The organism is Pseudomonas sp. S2_H10 (assembly GCF_054668285.1).
The window spans coordinates 2,238,022-2,254,775 of sequence record NZ_CP162754.1 but is presented as its reverse complement, the minus strand read 5'-3'; the positions used below and the strand labels follow the sequence as shown (position 1 = coordinate 2,254,775).

Here is a 16,754-nt window from a genome sequence, read left to right as displayed (position 1 = left end):
CCCGCTTTAATAACAACAACAACCAGGAGACACCCCTAATGTTTGGCATGTCCCACGAGACGTTCCTGCTGCTCGATGCAGTGGTCACGGTGATCGGGCTTATCGTTCTGATCACCAAGTTCAAGTTGCATCCCTTCCTTGCCCTGATCATTGCCGCAGCTTTCCTCGGGCTGACCTCCGGCATGCCGATCGGCACCATCATCAAGGCGTTCCAGGACGGCTTCGGTGGCGTGCTTGGCTTTGTCGGCATCATCCTCGCGCTGGGCACCATGCTCGGCAAAATGATGGCCGAATCGGGTGGGGCGGATCAGATTGCGCAGACGCTGATCCGCGCCTTCGGCAAGGACAAGGTGCAGTGGGCGATGATGTTCGCCGCGTTCCTGGTCGGCATTCCGCTGTTCTTCGAAATCGGCTTCGTGCTGCTGATTCCGCTGGTGTTCATCGTGGCCCGGCGCACTGGCGTGTCGATCATCAAGATCGGTATCCCGCTGCTGGCCGGTCTGTCCGCCGTGCACGGCCTGGTGCCGCCGCACCCGGGTCCGCTGCTGGCCATCGGCGTGTTCGGTGCCGACATCGGCAAGACCATTCTGTACGGCCTGATCGTTGCGCTGCCAACCGCCATCATCGCTGGCCCGATCTACGGTACGTTCATTGCCAAGCACATTCCCGGTCATCCGAACCAGGAGCTGGTGGATCAACTGGCGCGCGAAACCGATTCGGCCGATCTGCCGAGCTTCGGCATCACCCTGGTGACCGTGCTGCTGCCGGTGTTCCTGATGCTGCTGAAAACCTTTGCCGACGTCGTGCTGCCCGATGGCAACATCTTCCGCGCCTTCATGGACCTGATCGGTCACCCGATTTCGGCGTTGCTGCTGGCGTTGCTGCTGTCGCTGTATACCTTCGGCTACAAGCAGGGCATCGGTTCCAGCCAAATGATGAAATGGCTGGATGCGAGCCTCGCGCCAACCGCCGCGATCATCCTGATCATCGGTGCCGGTGGTGGCTTCAAGCAGATGCTGGTGACCAGCGGCGTGGGTGACGTGATCGGCCACATGGCGGTCAACGCACAGATCTCGCCGATCCTGCTGGCCTGGCTGGTGGCGGCGGTGATTCGTATCGCCACCGGTTCGGCGACCGTGGCGACCATCACTGGCGCCGGCATCGTGGTGCCGGTGGTGGGGATGATCCCGGGTGTGAACCGTGAGCTGCTGGTGCTGGCCACCGGTGCAGGTTCGTTGATTCTGTCCCACGTCAACGACGCCGGTTTCTGGCTGGTGAAGCAGTACTTCAACATGACCGTGGCCGAAACTTTCAAGACCTGGACTGCGATGGAAACCATCCTGTCGGTGGTGGGCCTGGGCTTTATTCTGTTGTTGTCGCTGTTCGTCTAAGCGATTCGACAGACACAAAAAAACCGCAGCGATGCGGTTTTTTTCCTCTGTAGGAGCCGGCTTGCTGGCGATGCAGGCGACTCGGTTTAACGTCTGACCGAGTCGATGCGATCGCCAGCAAGCCGGCTCCTACAGGTTTTGTGTCAGGTGTTGGCTTTGGTGACCAGGCCATCCGCCCTGAACATCCCGCGAATCCCGCGCACGGCCTGGGCTTCTTTCTGTTGTTGTCGCTGTTCGTCTAAGCGATTCGGCAGACACAAAAAAACCGCAGCGATGCGGTTTTTTTGCCTCTGTAGGAGCCGGCTTGCTGGCGATGCAGGCGACTCGGTTTAACGTCTGACCGAGTCGATGCGATCGCCAGCAAGCCGGCTCCTACAGGTTTTGTGTCAGGTGTTGGCTTTGGTGACCAGGCCATCCGCCCTGAACATCCCGCGAATCCCGCGCACGGCCTGGGCTTCATTCTGTTGTTGTCGCTGTTCGTTTAAGCGATTCGACAGGCACAAAAAAACCGCAGCGATGCGGTTTTTATGCCCCTGTAGGATCCGGCTTGCTGGCGATGCAGGCGACTCGGTTTAACGTCTGACCGAGTCGATGCGATCGCCAGCAAGCCGGCTCCTACAGGTTTTGTGTCAGGCGTTGGCTTTGGTGACCAGGCCATCCGCCCTGAACATCCCGCGAATCCCGCGTACGGCCTGGCGAATCCGGTCCTGGTTTTCGATCAGCGCAAAGCGCACGTGATCATCGCCATACTCGCCAAAGCCCACGCCCGGCGAGACACACACCTTGGCTTCGGCCAGCAGCTTCTTGGCGAACTCCAGCGAACCCAGGTGCGCATAAGCCTCGGGGATCTTCGCCCAGACGTACATCGACGCTTTCGGGTTTTCTACCATCCAGCCCAGTTCATGCAAGCCCTTGACCAGCACGTTGCGGCGCTGCCGATACTGCTCGGCGATGTCGCGCACGCATTGCTGATCGCCTTCCAGTGCGGCAATCGCCGCCACTTGAAGCGGGGTGAAGGTGCCGTAGTCGTGGTAGCTCTTGATTCGCGCCAGGGCGTTGACCAGTTCCGGGTTGCCAACCATGAAACCAATGCGCCAGCCGGCCATGTTGTAGCTCTTGGACAGGGTGAAGAACTCCACCGCGATGTCCTTGGCCCCCGGCACTTGCATGATCGACGGGGCTTTCCAGCCGTCGTAGACGATGTCGGCGTAGGCCAGGTCGTGCACCACCAGTACGTCGTACTGCTTGGCGAGGGCGATGACGCGCTCGAAGAAATCCAGCTCAACGCACTGTGCGGTCGGGTTGGACGGGAAGCCGAGGATCATCATCTTCGGCTTCGGAATGGAGCCGCGAATGGCCCGTTCCAGTTCAGCGAAGAAATCCACGCCCGGCACCAGCGGCACCGAACGCACCTGGGCGCCGGCAATCACGGCACCGTAGATGTGAATCGGGTAGCTCGGGTTGGGCACCAGCACGGTGTCGCCCTGGTCCAGGGTCGCCAGCATCAAGTGCGCCAGGCCTTCCTTGGAACCGATGGTGACGATGGCTTCGCTTTCCGGGTCGATGTCGACCTCGTAGCGTTGCTTGTACCAGTTGGAAATCGCCCGGCGCAGGCGCGGAATGCCCTTGGACGTGGAGTAGCCGTGAGTGTCTTCGCGCTGGGCGACCTGCACGAGTTTTTCGACGATGTGCGGCGGCGTGGCGCCGTCGGGGTTGCCCATGCTCAAGTCGATGATGTCTTCGCCACGACGACGGGCGGCCATCTTCAGCTCGGCGGTGATGTTGAAAACGTAGGGGGGGAGTCGATCTATGCGCGCAAAGCGGCGCGGCGAACCTTGTTCGGCCATTGTTGCCTCGGATAACGTAAGCGCCCGGAACCGTCCGAGCGACGCTGGTCACTGTGGTGACCTGTGGCGGAATGTACGGGCAGCTGTGGCAGACTGTCCAGCCTCAATGTAAACAAATTTGTCCGAAGGAAAGGGTTCGATGGAATTTACCAGCGGCTTCTTGCTGAGCCTCTCGCTGTGCCTGGATATCGGCGTGGCCAACATCGCGATGATCACCCTGGCGATGCAGCGCGGCTATTTCCAGGGCTTCGCGCTGGGCCTCGGCACCTGCGTCGGCGACCTGATCTACGCGGTACTGGCACTGGTCGGCATGACCGTGTTGCTGCAGTACGAAACCGTGCGCTGGGTGTTGTGGATCGGTGGCTCGGCGCTGCTGGTGTACTTCGCGGCGAAGATGGTCTATTCGGCGATTCACCACGAGGCGCTGCTGGCCGAGACGGCGGAGGTCGGGAACAACTCCCACCGCAAGGAGTTCTTGCGCGGGATTTTCCTGGCCATGTCTTCGCCCAGTGCGATTCTCTGGTTCGCGGCCGTTGGCGGCACCCTGATCGCCCGTTCCGGTGGCGGTGGCCCGCTCAGTTCGGCGCTGTTTCTCGGCGGTTTCCTGTGTGCCGGGCTGCTCTGGTCGGCAGGCTTGTGCTTCGCCGCCAGCCACGGCGGCAAGTTGCTGGGCGACAAGTTGCTGCGCTATTCCTACATGGCATCGGCAGCGATCTTCTGCTATTTCGCAGTCTACGTGATTCTATCGGGCTATAACGAGTTCGTCGGTGCCGCAGCCGTCGAGCAATTGCACGCTCTGTAACTGGGCGAATCGGGTAAGGCTTCTATACTCCCAGCCGAACCCATTTTTATGCGTCAGGAGTCGAGTCATGGATGAGTTAGCAAGCGTCGAGCTGGCGCAACCGCGCTTCGAGCACGGGCACTTCCTGCTGATTGCGGGGCTGGGCGGTCAATTCACCCAGCAAACCACCCAGGGCATTCCCGAACTCTGGGAGAAATTCATCCCGCATCTGGGCCGGATTCCGGGCCAGAAAGGCGAAGTTACCTACGGCGTCTGCTGCAATTTCGATGGCAAGGGCGGCTTCGATTACATCGCCGGGGTCGAGATCAGCAAGCTCGACGATTTGCCGGACACATATCGATGGGTAGAGATTCAGCCCCAGAAGTACGTCGTGTTCGAACATCAAGGACCGCTGGACACCCTGCCGCAAACCTTTCAGTACATCCATGGCACGTGGCTGCCGAAGTCCGGCCACGAGCTATTGGCGGCCCCGGAATTCGAACGCTACAGCGAAGATTTCAACCCGAAGCTCAACACCGGCAAGCTGGAAATCTGGTTGCCGATCAAGGCGTGACGTACGCGGGAGGCGGATCCACCGATTCGTCTCTCGATGTCCCACGGCGGCTGATTTATCATCCCCGGCCTTTCCCACGCTGATTCCGAGCTGCCATGAACACCGTCATCCGCAACGTCACCCCCGCCGATCTGGACCGCTGCTTTGCCATCGAAACCCTTGCCTATGAGGGCGACGAAGCCGCGACCCGCGAGAAGATTGCCACCCGCATCGCCACCTGGCCCGAGGGGTTTATCGTCGCGCAAGTGGACGGGGTTGTAGCCGGTTTCATCAATTCCGGTGCGGCGTTCCAGGTGGAAATGTCGGACGAGGCGTTCAAGGAGCTGATCGGCCACGACCCGGTCGGGCCGCACGTGGTGATCATGTCGGTGGTGGTGCACCCGGATTATCAGGGGCAGGGCCTGGCCAAACTCCTGATGGGCGAGTTCATCGAGCGCATGCGTGCGATGGGCAAGGTCAGCATCAACCTGATGTGCAAGGAGCGGCATATTCCGTTGTATGCCGGTTTTGGCTTTGCCTACATCAAACCCTCGGCGTCCGACCATGGCGGCATGGCGTGGCATGAGATGGTGCTCAATCTCTGAACCCACCGCAGATCCCCTGTAGGAGCGAGCCCGCTCGCGAAGAACTCCGGCACACCGCGTTTATCCAGATTGCCCGTGTCATCGTTGACGACCTTCGCGAGCAGGCTCGCTCCTACAGAGGAAGGTGTTGTGTCAGTACAATCAAAACACCAACCCCATCCGCCGCTCATACCCGATCCGCCCCCTGTACGCCTCGCCACTGTCGACAAAGCCAAACCTGGCATACAAACCGATCGCCGATTCGTTGTCCGCATCCACCGACAATTCCAGCCCCTTGATCTGCGGCCAGGCCAGGCGCGCGGCCTCGGGCAGCGCTTGCAGGCAAGCCTTGCCATAACCTTTGCCCTGAGACCGTTGATCGACTTGCAGCGCATGCAGCGTCGCGCTGTGTTCATCGGCCCACGCGGGCAGGGCGGGCGGGCGCTTGAGCAGCAGGAACGCCACGGGAATGTCCTCGACCAGCAGGGCAAACCCTTTGACTCCCGGGCCCGGCTTGGACAGCAGAGAGTGCAGTGCACCGTGAATGTCACCGCTGAACCTGATCTGTTCCGGATGTACTTCGATGGCCTCGACCTGCTGGCGCTGCAGCGCGTTCAGGCTTTCGTAGGGCACGAGTCGGGCTGTCACGGGAGGGTCCTTTTTCCAACATGAATAGAACTTGCGATTCTAGCGATTCCGGCCGTTTGGATTATTTTTATTTCACCTGTCGATTTACCGGATCGCCAGTCGACTAAGGGTGTCTTCCAATAAAACCACGGAGAACCACCATGAATTCGCAAACCCAGATCCAGAACCTGATCGAAACCTATCGTCAGGCCATGATGGCCAAGGACGTAGATAAAATCATGACCCTGTATGCCGACGACATCGTCTCCTTCGACGCGGTCAAGGCCTTGCAATTCAAGGGCAAGGAGGCGTACCGCGCGCATTGGGAAGATTGCATGAAAATGTGCCCCGGCCCGCACATTTTCGACTTCCAGGACATCCGCATCGAGGCCTCCCAGGAAATTGCCTTCGCCCACTGGCTGGCCCATTGCGGCGGCACCAACGACAAGGGTGAAACCCAGGCCTGCTGGATGCGCGGCAGTGCGTGCTATCGCCAGGAAGACGGGTTGTGGCGGATCGTCCATGAGCACTGGTCGGCGCCGTTCGACATGATGAGTGGCTCCGTCCTGTTCGATCTGAAACCCTGAGTTGATTTATCGAAAGCTGTGCCAAAGTGCCGATTCGCGGCCATAGTTGATCCGTTCAATAAGGAGAGCGTGATGAAGTACTTATGCTTGGTCTACAGCGATGAGCGCCTGCTGCATTCGCTGCCGGAAAGCCCGAAGGACGAAGAGTGCATGGCCTATGCCGAGTCGATCCAGGGCAGTGGCCGGATGGTCGCCGCCGAGGCGCTGGAGTCGGTGCAGACCGCCACCACGGTGCGCATGCGCAACGGCAAGATGTCGATCACCGACGGGCCATTCGCTGAAACCAAGGAGCAGTTGGCCGGTTTTTACCTGATCGATGCCAAGGACCTCAACGAAGCCATCCAGGTCGCCGGCAACATTCCGGCGGCCCGGGTCGGCAGTGTCGAAGTGCGCCCCGTTCGGCAGTTGAATCCTTAAGATGCCCGGGCTGCCGGTTCAGGCGCGGATCGAGCAGGTCTATCGCGAGGATTCGCGGCGAATCCTCGCGACCTTGATCCGCCTGCTCGGCGACTTCGACCTTGCTGAGGAGGCCTTGCACGAGGCGTTTTTTATCGCGGTCGAACGCTGGCAGCGTGACGGCGTGCCGGACAATCCGCGGGCCTGGCTGGTGTCCGCGGGCCGTTTCAAGGCCATCGATGCCTTGCGCCGACGTGCACGTTTTGCCGCCTCGCAGCCGTTGCTGATCGCGCAGCTGGAGGAACTGGAGCAGGCCGACTGGAGTGAAGAAGACGTGGAAGACGATCGCCTGCGGCTGATCTTCACTTGCTGCCACCCGGCTCTGGCGGCGGACGCGCAAGTGCCGCTGACGCTGCGCGAAGTCTGCGACCTGACCACCGAAGAAATCGCCCGGGCCTTCCTCTCGGCGCCGGCCACCATCGCCCAGCGCATCGTGCGCGCCAAGGCGAAGATCCGCGATGCGAAAATCCCCTATCAAGTACCGACGCTGGCAGAGTTGCCCGAGCGTCTGGACAGCGTATTGCGGGTGATTTACCTGGTGTTCAACGAGGGTTATTCGGCGTCCATCGGCGCCGAACTGATCCGCGAGGAATTGACCCGCGAAGCGATCCGTCTGGGCCGGTTGCTGGTGCAGTTGTTGCCGGAGCCGGAGGTGATGGGCTTGCTGGCATTGATGCTGTTGCACGAGTCGCGTCGCCCGGCCAGGACCTCGGCGAGCGGCGAGCTGATTGTGCTGGACGAACAGGACCGTTCGCTGTGGAACGCCGGGTTGATCACTGAAGGCTGCGCGCTGATCGAACAGGCGCTGACCATGGGGCGCTTCGGACCCTATTGCCTGCAAGCGGCCATCGCGGCGGTGCATGCCGAAGCGCCGACGGCGGGGGAAACCGATTGGCCGCAGATTGTCGGTCTGTATGACGTGCTGCTGCGGGCGGTGCCGTCGCCGGTGATCGAGTTGAATCGCGCGGCGGCGATTTCACAGCGCGATGGACCGCTGGCGGGGCTGACGCTGGTGGACGCCATTCTGCAGCGGGGGGAGCTGCTCGATTACCATCTGGCGTATTCGGCGCGGGCGGAGTTTTGTCGGCAACTGGGCCGCAAGCAAGAGGCGCGGGCGGCGTGGGAGCGGGCGCTGGAGTTGACCCGGCAAGAGCCGGAGCGGCGGTTTATCGAAGAGCGGCTCAGGGCGTTGGGTTGATGTGAAGTTGGCTGGCCTCATCGCGGGCAAGCCCGCTCCCACAGGTATCACATTGAACCTGTGGGAGCGAGCTCGCGATAAGGGCCGAAGGACCTTCATTCCAGCATCTTGCCCAGCAACCAACTCCCCGCCGGCCCCGGCGGATTCAGCCGCGACCACAACGCATCCACCGACACCGTTTTCGGCCAGCCACGCACCACCAGTTCCTGCAACGAGCCTGGCCCGAAGCGCTCGACCAGCCAGCGGGGCAGCGGCGCCCAGCCGAATCCGCCCTGGGCCATTTCCAGCAGCATCAGATAACTCGGCGCCGACCAGACGCGGCCCTTCGCGCGACTTTCATAGGGATTGATGATGGTGGCCAGGCGCAGCTCGCGGTGCTGCTGCAGCACGTCCTGATCGACGTAGTCCAGCGTCGCCAACGGATGTGCCGGTGACACGAACAAGGCGATTTCGGTGCGCTCGTCCACTGTCGAGCTGACCAGGTCCGGCGGGTAGCTGTCTTGCATTTCGGCGAAGGCAATCTGTGCCCGACCGCTTTGCACCAGGGACACCAGGTCGTCGCATTCGGCGATCAGGCATTCGAGTTCCAGGTCGGGATAACGCTGCTCGAAGGCACTGAGTGACGCCTCGAAGCGGTCCGACTGATAGGTGTCGGACAGCGCCACCGTCAGTTTCGCTTCCACCCCTTGGGACAGTTGGCTCGCGGTCATTTCCAGGCGACTGGTGGCGGCGAGGATCTCTTCGGCCCGTTGCAGCATGACGTGCCCGGCCGGGGTCAGCCCGGGCTTGCGGCTGCTGCGGTCGAACAGCGTCAGGTTGAGGTCGATTTCCAGGCTGGCCACCGCCGCGCTGATGGTCGACTGGCTGCGACCGAGCTTGCGCGCCGCCGCAGAAAACGAACCCTGGGTGGCCGCTTCGACAAACGCCAGCAGCACTTCGTGAGAAGCCATGAACTATCGCCTTTATCGATGGTTATTGGTTATGAAGTATCGGTGTGATGATGGATCATGGCAACCACAGTCACTTCAGGGAGCTCGGCCATGAGCGCCAACAAATCCATTATTGAACGTATTTTCCAGGCCATCGGTTTCGAATTGCTGGCCATCCTGATCTGTACCCCGTTGCTGGCCTGGATCATGGACAAACCGATGCTGGACATGGGCGCCGTCACCGTCGCCATGGCCGCGCTGGCCCTGGCCTGGAACGTGGTGTTCAACGGCATGTTCGACCGGGCGCTGAAGCGCCTCGCCATCGCACATAACGCCTGGGTCCGGGTGGTCCATGCGCTGATGTTCGAAGGTGGGCTGGTCGCGCTGGGCGTGCCGCTGATCGCCTGGTGGCTGAACATCAGCCTGTGGCAGGCGTTTGTGCTGGATATCGGCGTGCTGCTGTTCTTCCTGCCGTATACCTACCTCTATCACTGGGTGTATGACGTGGTGCGTGAGCGGATGGTCGTGCGCCAGGTGTGCTGACCACCGCTCTTGTGGCGAGGCAGCCTTACAGAAACATCCCCCCCGAAGCCTCGATGCGCTGGCCATTGATCCACTGGCTACCGGGCGCCAGCAGCAGCGCAATCGCGGCGCCGATGTCATCCGGTAATCCGGCGCGAGCCAGGGCCGTGTTGTTCGCCACCAGCGTGTTCAACTCAGGGTTGTCGCGCACCGCGCCACCACTGAAGTCGGTTTCAATGGCGCCCGGCGCCAGGATATTCACACTGATGCCGCGTGCGCCGAGCTCCTTCGCCTGGTAGCGGGTCAGCACTTCCATCGCGCCTTTCATCGCCGCGTAGGCGCTGTGCCCCGGCAGGCTGAAGCGCGCCAGGCCACTGGAAATATTGACGATGCGCCCGCCGTCATTGAGCAACGGCAACAACGTCTGCGTGAGGAAAAACGGCCCCTTGAAATGAATGTTCACCAACAGGTCGAACTGCTCGACCGTGGTGTCGACGAAGTTGGCGTGCAGGCCGATCCCGGCGTTGTTCACCAGAAAGTCGAAGCGTTCGCGCTGGAAGTGGCTGTGCAAGACCTTGGCGACTTCGCCGCCAAAGGCGCCGAAATGCTCGCTGCGGGCGACGTCCAGTTGCAGCATGACGGCGCGACCGCCCAGGCTTTCGATCTCGGCCACCAGTGCTTGCGCCTCATCGGCGCGGCTGTTGTAGGTGCCGATGATGTCGATGCCTTGGGCGACCAGATGCAGGGCTGCGTTTTTGCCGAGGCCGCGGCTGGCGCCGGTGATCAGTGCGATTTTACGGTTCATGGGACTTCCTCAGATGCAATGGGCGGTTGATGTGAGGAAGTTTATTTATCCGCTTGTTGGTGATAAACATGGCTAAACCGGAATCACTGGTCGGATAAACCGAACAATACAAGAGCAGGCCGATGAATAAACTGGAACTGTTGCGCACCTTTGTCCGAGTCAGCGAGATGTCCAGTTTCACCCTGGCCGGAGAAAGCCTGGGCCTGCCGCGCTCGACGGTGTCCGAGCATGTGCAGGCCCTGGAGGCCTTGCTTGGCACCCGCTTGTTGCAACGCACCACGCGCAAGGTGCAGGCCACCCAGGATGGCCTGGTGTTGTACGAGCGCAGCAAGGATCTGCTGTCGCACATGGACGAAATCGAGGGTTTGTTTCGCCAGGACGAGGCGTCGCTGGTCGGGCGCATTCGCATCGACCTGCCGAACATTCTCGCCCGTCGCGTGGTGATGCCGCGCTTGCCGCAGTTCATGGCGCAGCACCCGCTGCTTGAACTGGAAATCAGCAGCACCGACCGCCGGGTCGATCTGCTCGCCGAAGGTTTCGATTGCGTGCTGCGCATTGGCGCCCAGCCGGATCAATCGGTGGTGGCGCGACACCTGTGTGAATTCACCATGGTCAACTGCGCCAGCCCTGCGTATGTGCAGCGCTATGGCATGCCCGAGCGGCTGGAGGATCTGGCGCAACATCGGCTGGTGCACTACGTCGGTGTGCTGGGCGCGCGTTCGGAAGGGTTTGTGTACGTCGACAAGGGGCAGGTGCAGCGCCTGCCGATGGCCGGCAGTGTCACGGTCAACAGCACCGATGCCTACGAGGCCGCCTGCCTGGGTGGGTTTGGCCTGATTCAGGCGCCGAGGATGGGCATGCAGCAATACCTGCAAAGCGGTGAATTGGTCGAGGTGTTGCCGCAGTTCACCGCACCGTCCCTGGAGGCGTCACTGCTGTATGCAAGGCAGCGGCATTTGCCGTTGCGGGTGAGGGTGTTCATGGATTGGCTGGGAGAGGTGATCCGGTCAGAAGTCTGACCCCGGCCCCGGTGGGAACCTGGCCCACTGTTGGAACCTGGCCCTTGTGGGAGCGAGCTTGCTCGCGATGGCGGTTGTTCAGTCAACAGTGATGTTGAATGTAGCGGCCTCATCGCGAGCAAGCTCGCTCCCACAGGTTTTACGTCGTTGCGTTAGACGTGGAAGTAGCCCACGCACGAATCGAACGGCAGGCGCTTGAGTTCGATCTTGTTCAGGTCGAGCACTTCACGCAGGGCCTTGGTTTCGCCCGGGAAGTTGCGGTAGGCGACTTCGTCGAGCACCACGATGGCGCCTTTTGGCATGTACGGCAGGAAGGTTTCCAGCGCGACTTTGGTCGACTCGTACAGGTCGGTGTCGAGGATCAGCATGGCCACGACCAGGTCCGGACGGGTCTTGACCCACTCCGGCACGGTCTTGACGATGTCGCCCTTGACCAGCTCGCAACGCGGGATGCGGTTGACCGGGCGCAACAGGTCGTTGGCGTCGATCATGTCCTGGATCAGCGACTGGTCGGTGTCGGCGAACATGGTCTCGTTGACGTCGGCCGGGTCTTCTTTCTTGTCGATGCTCTGGAAGCCTTCGAAGGTGTCGAAACCCACGATCGAGCGATTGATCGCATAGGGCTCGAGAATCATCGACAGGTGCATGTAGAGCATCAACGAGTTGCCCTTGTACACGCCGCACTCAATGATTGCACCAGGCACTTCTGCAACCTTCTTGAACAGTTCCATGCGCGACAGCGCGGCCGTGACGCCAATGCGGTTGGCGAAGACGAACGGAGCGTCGGCGACGTATTCGGCATCGACCCGTTTCAGGACGTTGGTGCGGGTTTCGTTGTACTGGGCCTCGGCGGGCGTGATGCGACGCTTGGTCATTGCTGGATTCCCTGGAAGTTCGAAAAGTCGTGGACGTGGAAGTAGTCTTTGAAGCCGGCGCCGACATCCGGGCAGGCGCTGTCGACGTTGATCGCGCCGCGCCGGTGCTTGAGGTCGTCGAGGTGCATCAGGCGAAAGTCCACACTGAAGCGGGTTTGTTGCGTGTAGTTGGGCACGGTGCCGTGCAGGTGCGAACCCGAGAACACCAGCATCTCGGCGGTGTTGCCGGCGATGCGCAGTTCTGAGGTGGTGTTGATCGCTTCGGTGGGCACCGGGTGTTGGCGCGCCTCTTCCTTGACGTTGTCCTTGGCGCGCTGGCGCTGCACGTCGATCCAGTCAGTCAGGCTCCACTGCGCCGAGGTGTTTTTCACCGGGGCATCGAAGTAGGCCGGGTTGATCATCATGGTCTGGTCAGGCTGGATCGTGTAGACCGGCATCCAGGTATTGATCTGGCAGTCGACGCCGCCGTACCAGGTATCGCGATGGGGCTTGTAGGCATAGCTGACGCCGGCGTGCAGGTAGTCGTAGTTGGGCACGACACGGATGCGCGGTACGTCGAAAATGAATTCCTCGGGCGCGGCACCGATTTCGTCGGTGAAGCTGCGGATCAGTTCCTTGACCCGCAGGCTGTTGGTGAACTGACCCTTGAGGCGAGTCACCAGCACCACGAACTCTTCCACCGGCATCAGCGTGTGCAGCGCCTGGTGGTTGGTTTCGCCATCGAAGGCGGCCGTGATGCTTTCCTGCGCGAACGCACAGAGTTCTTTGGCGGCGCGTAACTGCGTGTTCAGGAAAATATCGCCCGCATAAATGGCTTCTTTGAAGTCAGCTTTGTGTTGCAGCTGATTGATGTACAGATTCACGGTTCCTCTCCTGAATACATCGAGTGCCTTATGAGTCGGCATCCCATTTACAAACTGAAGGGCTGGCGGACGCGTGGCGCGTCAATAAAGCGTAAGCCTTCGAGCATGTGAGCAAATGCCGTGCCGCTGGACGAAAAAAATCCCGGCGGGAAAACCCGCCGGGATGATTGCCTGCAAGCCCGCTGCCACATTCAGAACAACTGCGTGAACAACCAGTACAGGCTGCCCGACAGCAGGATCGCCGCCGGCAAGGTCAGCACCCAGGCCATCAGCAGGTTGCGGATGGTCTTCATCTGCAGGCCGCCGCCGTTGGCGACCATGGTCCCGGCCACGCCCGAGGACAACACGTGAGTGGTCGACACCGGCAGGCCGAACATGTCGGCGGCGCCGATGGTCAGCATCGCCACGGTTTCTGCCGAGGCGCCCTGGGCGTAGGTCAGGTGGGTCTTGCCGATTTTCTCGCCGACGGTCACCACGATGCGCTTCCAGCCGACCATGGTGCCCAGGCCCAGAGCGATGGCCACGGCGATCTTCACCCACAACGGAATGAAGCGCGTGGAGTTGTCGATCTGTTGCTTGAACAGTTGCAGCTTGCCATTGGTGTCGGCGTCGAAATTGCCGACCTTGTTCTTGTCCATCAGGCGAATGGTTTCGCTGGTCAGGTACATGTCGTTACGCACGTTGCCCACGGCTTCGGCCGGGACTTTCGACAGCGAACCGTAGCCCTTGACCTCGGCGCCGATGCTGCCGGTCAGTGCGGCCAGCGCCGGCACCAGTTGCGGGGTCGCTTCCTTGCTGCGCACGTATTCGGACAGCACCGGGCGCGGATCGGCTGGCGCTGGCAGCGGCGCCGCCTTGACCAGGGCTTGCTGGGTGACTTCGGCCACCGCCGCGAACTGCAAGGCCTGATCGGCCGGCATGGTGCGGTTCAACGCATACGCCATTGGCAGCGTACCCACCAGAATCAGCATGATCAGGCCCATGCCTTTCTGGCCGTCGTTGGAACCGTGGGCAAACGACACGCCGGTGCAGGTCAAGATCAGCAAGCCGCGAATCCACCAAGGCGGCGGGGTCTCGCCCTTGGGCTCCTTGTACAGCGCGCGATTCTTGACGAACGCACGCAGGGCCAGCAACAGCAGCGCCGCGAAGCCGAAGCCCACCAGTGGCGAGAGCAGCAGTGCGTAGCCGATCTTGGTCGCTTGCGCCCAGTCCACGCCGCTGGTGCCGTCGCGGCCGTGCATCAGGGCGTTGGCCACGCCGACGCCGATGATCGAACCGATCAGCGTGTGCGATGACGATGCAGGCAGCCCCAGCCACCAGGTGCCGAGGTTCCACAGGATCGCGGCGATCAGCAGGGCGAAGATCATCGCGAACCCGGCGGACGAGCCGACCTGCAGGATCAGCTCCACCGGCAGCAGGGCGATGATGCCGAACGCCACCGCGCCGCTGGACAGCAGCACCCCGAGGAAGTTGAAGAAACCGGACCAGACCACCGCCACATTCGGTGGCAGCGAGTGGGTGTAGATCACCGTGGCCACCGCGTTGGCGGTGTCGTGGAAGCCATTGACGAACTCGAAACCCAGGGCGATCAGCAGCGCCACGCCGAGCAGCAGGAACGGGGTCCAGGTGGTCACCACCGTGCCGAGTTCGTTCATGTCGTGCATCAGGCTGTAGGCGGTAAACAGCAAGCCGATGGCCAGCACGGCAACAAACACCACGATGGTGATCAGACCGGGCTTCTTGTCCAGTTGCGGTCTGGCGCTACCGGCGGGTGCCTGGGCGGCGGTGAAGGAGGGTGTAGCCATCACGGACATTCCTGAGGAGGAGGGTGTACCGGTGATAATCGTTGCCAATTGTTACAGGGAGACTGCTTTGGGTCAGTGTTTGGGTTTTTTGCAGGCTGCTGATCTGAAATCGAGCGCTTAAAACTGTGGGAGCGAGCTTGCTCGCGATGACGTCGGCAAATTCAACATTGTTGTCAGCTGATATATCGCTATCGCGAGCAAGCTCGTTCCCACAGGGGCCCGGGTGCGTTCAGTAATCCCGCTGCTTGCGAAACGCCCAGCGCCCGGCAATCACGGTAAAGCTTGCGACCAGCGCCACCAGGATCCAGAACCCCTGCGGATCACCGGCCAGCGGAATGCCGCCGACGTTCATGCCGAAGAAGCCGGCGATGATGTTGATCGGCAGCGCCAGCACCGTCACCACCGTCAGGGTGAACAGCGTGCGGTTGGTCTGTTCGTTGATGTTGGCGGCGATCTCTTCCTGCAGCAGCTTGATCCGCTCACCCAGCGCCGTGAGGTCGTTGATGATCAGGGCAAACTCCTCGGTGGATTTGCGCAGCTCCTTCACGTCTTCCTTTTGCAGCCATTGCGGCGGCCGGTTGAGCAGGCGCAGCAATGAGCCGGGCTCCAGCGCCAGCAGCCGTTGCAGGCGCACCAACACCCGACGATTGGCGCCCAGTTCGGCGCGGTTGGTCGACAGGCGCGAGGAGAGCAACTCGTCCTCGATCTGGTCCACGCTCTGGCTGGTCTTGCGCACGATCTGGGTCAGCACTTCACCCTGGTCGCGCAGCAAATGCACCAGCAGCTCCAGCGGGGAGCGAAAGCACTCCCGGGCCTTCACCGACGAGCGCAACTTGTCCACCGAGTGCAGCGGTTGCAGGCGGGCGCTGATGATCAGCCGGCTGCGGGCGCACACCCACAGCGTCGAGACATCCGAGGAGACCATGTTGCTGAGGTTGAACACCACGTCGTTGACCACCGCCAGCAACGCCGAATCGACATGCTCGATGCGCGTCGAGCGCGAGCCTTCGTGCAGCGCCTCGAAAAACTCCTCGGGCAACTCCAGATGGCTTTTCATCCAGCGCTCGCATGCGGCGTGGGCGAGGTTCAGGTGCAGCCAGAGAAATTGCTCGTCGCTTTCCGGTTGTTGCAGATAGTGCAGGGCCTCGGCGGAGTTGATTTCCCGACCGGGTTCACCGGGGCGAAAGCTGAAACCGTAGAGCAGGCCGAACAGATCCGTATCGCGATGGCTGTGATCGATGCTGTGGTTCATGAGGGCTCGCAAGGGGAGGTGCCTGTCACGTGTTTTGCAGGTTCACTTGAGCGGCATCATCGCAAGCGCTGATGACAGCCTTGTGACGCAGGCCTTGCAGGATGAGGGCTTGGCACTTCGGTCTGAATCCTGGACGCAAAAAAGCCGCACGATCCGAAAATCGTGCGGCTCTTTACTGTGTGTATCAGTCGTCTTGCTTGTTCTTCAGGACTTCGCCGGTGGCGGCGTTCAAATCCACGTCCCATTCAACATTGCTGGCGTCACGCAGTTCGACTTCGTATTCGTAGATAGCGGAATGTTTGTCCAGGTCGCTGTCGGTGATGGTGGCGTCCGGGTGCAGCTTCAACACGATCTGGTTCAACTCTTCCAGCGGCTTGATCTTGCCGTCCTTGACCAACTGAGGGATCTGGTCGACGGGAACATCTTTAGCCTGGGCCAGGCCCGCGGTGAGGGTCAGGGTTGCAGCGGTGAACAAGGCAGTCAGGGTCTTCATGGGATTCTTTCCTTGGGTGATCCGTTTAAGTGAGATCAGGTTAGCGTGTGTAACTTAATCCACCCTTAAAACCTCCGTCATGTCCTGTATCAATCCAATCCCTGTGGGAGCGCGGCTTGCCCGCGATAGCGGAGTGTCAGCCAACGTTGATGTTTGAGCTGATGGCC

Annotated in this window: 18 protein-coding genes; 9 read left to right on the top strand and 9 right to left on the bottom strand. The window is 61.2% G+C overall.

Annotation, left to right across the window (positions count from 1 at the left end; genetic code table 11):
• The first annotated feature begins 38 nt into the window (after positions 1–38).
• Entirely contained in the window at positions 39–1,391 is a 1,353-nt protein-coding gene (locus AB4O16_RS09900; protein WP_460157625.1) for a GntP family permease, read from the top strand.
• A 629-nt stretch (positions 1,392–2,020) separates the two neighbouring features.
• Here AB4O16_RS09900 and alaC read toward each other — a convergent pair.
• Positions 2,021–3,238, bottom strand: a complete 1,218-nt coding sequence (alaC, locus tag AB4O16_RS09895) for an alanine transaminase (protein ID WP_160389754.1) — start codon at positions 3,236–3,238, stop codon at positions 2,021–2,023.
• A 139-nt stretch (positions 3,239–3,377) separates the two neighbouring features.
• On the opposite strand from alaC, the gene AB4O16_RS09890 reads away from it, so the two are divergent.
• From AB4O16_RS09890 to AB4O16_RS09880, 3 genes are all read left to right on the top strand, one after another.
• A complete protein-coding gene (locus AB4O16_RS09890) occupies positions 3,378–4,040 on the top strand; it encodes a LysE family translocator (protein ID WP_460157624.1) in 663 nt (220 codons plus the stop codon).
• Positions 4,041–4,107: 67 nt separating this feature from the next.
• Positions 4,108–4,593, top strand: a complete 486-nt coding sequence (locus tag AB4O16_RS09885; protein WP_160389752.1) for a GyrI-like domain-containing protein — start codon at positions 4,108–4,110, stop codon at positions 4,591–4,593.
• Between the two features lie 95 nt (positions 4,594–4,688).
• Entirely contained in the window at positions 4,689–5,177 is a 489-nt protein-coding gene (locus tag AB4O16_RS09880; protein WP_160389751.1) for a GNAT family N-acetyltransferase, read from the top strand.
• Between the two features lie 141 nt (positions 5,178–5,318).
• Here the strand turns inward: AB4O16_RS09880 and AB4O16_RS09875 are convergent, their stop codons facing one another.
• Positions 5,319–5,804 carry a GNAT family N-acetyltransferase gene (locus AB4O16_RS09875; RefSeq protein ID WP_160389750.1) on the bottom strand — a complete coding sequence of 162 codons (486 nt, stop codon included), beginning with the start codon at positions 5,802–5,804 and terminating at the stop codon, positions 5,319–5,321.
• A 140-nt stretch (positions 5,805–5,944) separates the two neighbouring features.
• Between AB4O16_RS09875 and AB4O16_RS09870 the strand changes: the two genes are divergently transcribed.
• From AB4O16_RS09870 to AB4O16_RS09860, 3 genes are all read left to right on the top strand, one after another.
• Positions 5,945–6,370 carry a YybH family protein gene (locus AB4O16_RS09870; protein WP_460157623.1) on the top strand — a complete coding sequence of 142 codons (426 nt, stop codon included), beginning with the start codon at positions 5,945–5,947 and terminating at the stop codon, positions 6,368–6,370.
• A 72-nt stretch (positions 6,371–6,442) separates the two neighbouring features.
• Positions 6,443–6,787, top strand: a complete 345-nt coding sequence (locus AB4O16_RS09865) for a YciI family protein (RefSeq protein ID WP_057713581.1) — start codon at positions 6,443–6,445, stop codon at positions 6,785–6,787.
• A 1-nt stretch (position 6,788) separates the two neighbouring features.
• Positions 6,789–8,024 (top strand): RNA polymerase sigma factor, encoded by a 1,236-nt coding sequence (locus tag AB4O16_RS09860; protein WP_460157622.1) that lies wholly within the window; start codon positions 6,789–6,791, stop codon positions 8,022–8,024.
• A gap of 95 nt (positions 8,025–8,119) precedes the next feature.
• Here the strand turns inward: AB4O16_RS09860 and AB4O16_RS09855 are convergent, their stop codons facing one another.
• Positions 8,120–8,974, bottom strand: coding sequence for a LysR family transcriptional regulator (locus AB4O16_RS09855; RefSeq protein ID WP_460157621.1), 855 nt, complete (start codon positions 8,972–8,974; stop codon positions 8,120–8,122).
• Between the two features lie 90 nt (positions 8,975–9,064).
• Between AB4O16_RS09855 and AB4O16_RS09850 the strand changes: the two genes are divergently transcribed.
• Positions 9,065–9,496 carry a multidrug/biocide efflux PACE transporter gene (locus AB4O16_RS09850; protein WP_460157620.1) on the top strand — a complete coding sequence of 144 codons (432 nt, stop codon included), beginning with the start codon at positions 9,065–9,067 and terminating at the stop codon, positions 9,494–9,496.
• Positions 9,497–9,521: 25 nt separating this feature from the next.
• Here AB4O16_RS09850 and AB4O16_RS09845 read toward each other — a convergent pair whose 3' ends face one another.
• Positions 9,522–10,280, bottom strand: coding sequence for an SDR family NAD(P)-dependent oxidoreductase (locus tag AB4O16_RS09845; RefSeq protein WP_460157619.1), 759 nt, complete (start codon positions 10,278–10,280; stop codon positions 9,522–9,524).
• Between the two features lie 122 nt (positions 10,281–10,402).
• Between AB4O16_RS09845 and AB4O16_RS09840 the strand changes: the two genes are divergently transcribed.
• Positions 10,403–11,299, top strand: coding sequence for a LysR family transcriptional regulator (locus AB4O16_RS09840; protein ID WP_460157618.1), 897 nt, complete (start codon positions 10,403–10,405; stop codon positions 11,297–11,299).
• Positions 11,300–11,451: 152 nt separating this feature from the next.
• Here the strand turns inward: AB4O16_RS09840 and AB4O16_RS09835 are convergent, their stop codons facing one another.
• The 5 genes from AB4O16_RS09835 to AB4O16_RS09815 form a co-directional block, all read right to left on the bottom strand.
• Positions 11,452–12,174 carry a TylF/MycF/NovP-related O-methyltransferase gene (locus AB4O16_RS09835; protein WP_056725897.1) on the bottom strand — a complete coding sequence of 241 codons (723 nt, stop codon included), beginning with the start codon at positions 12,172–12,174 and terminating at the stop codon, positions 11,452–11,454.
• Positions 12,171–13,037, bottom strand: a complete 867-nt coding sequence (locus AB4O16_RS09830) for a hypothetical protein (protein ID WP_160389743.1) — start codon at positions 13,035–13,037, stop codon at positions 12,171–12,173. The genes AB4O16_RS09835 and AB4O16_RS09830 overlap by 4 nt, the downstream gene beginning before the upstream one ends.
• A 191-nt stretch (positions 13,038–13,228) precedes the next feature.
• On the bottom strand, positions 13,229–14,842 hold the full coding sequence (locus AB4O16_RS09825; RefSeq protein WP_460157617.1) for an inorganic phosphate transporter: 1,614 nt from the start codon (positions 14,840–14,842) through the stop codon (positions 13,229–13,231).
• A gap of 229 nt (positions 14,843–15,071) precedes the next feature.
• Positions 15,072–16,094: a transporter gene (locus AB4O16_RS09820; protein WP_160389741.1), complete on the bottom strand. Its 1,023-nt coding sequence runs from the start codon at positions 16,092–16,094 to the stop codon at positions 15,072–15,074.
• Positions 16,095–16,278: 184 nt separating this feature from the next.
• Entirely contained in the window at positions 16,279–16,587 is a 309-nt protein-coding gene (locus tag AB4O16_RS09815; protein ID WP_460157616.1) for a PepSY domain-containing protein, read from the bottom strand.
• Positions 16,588–16,754: the final 167 nt, after the last annotated feature.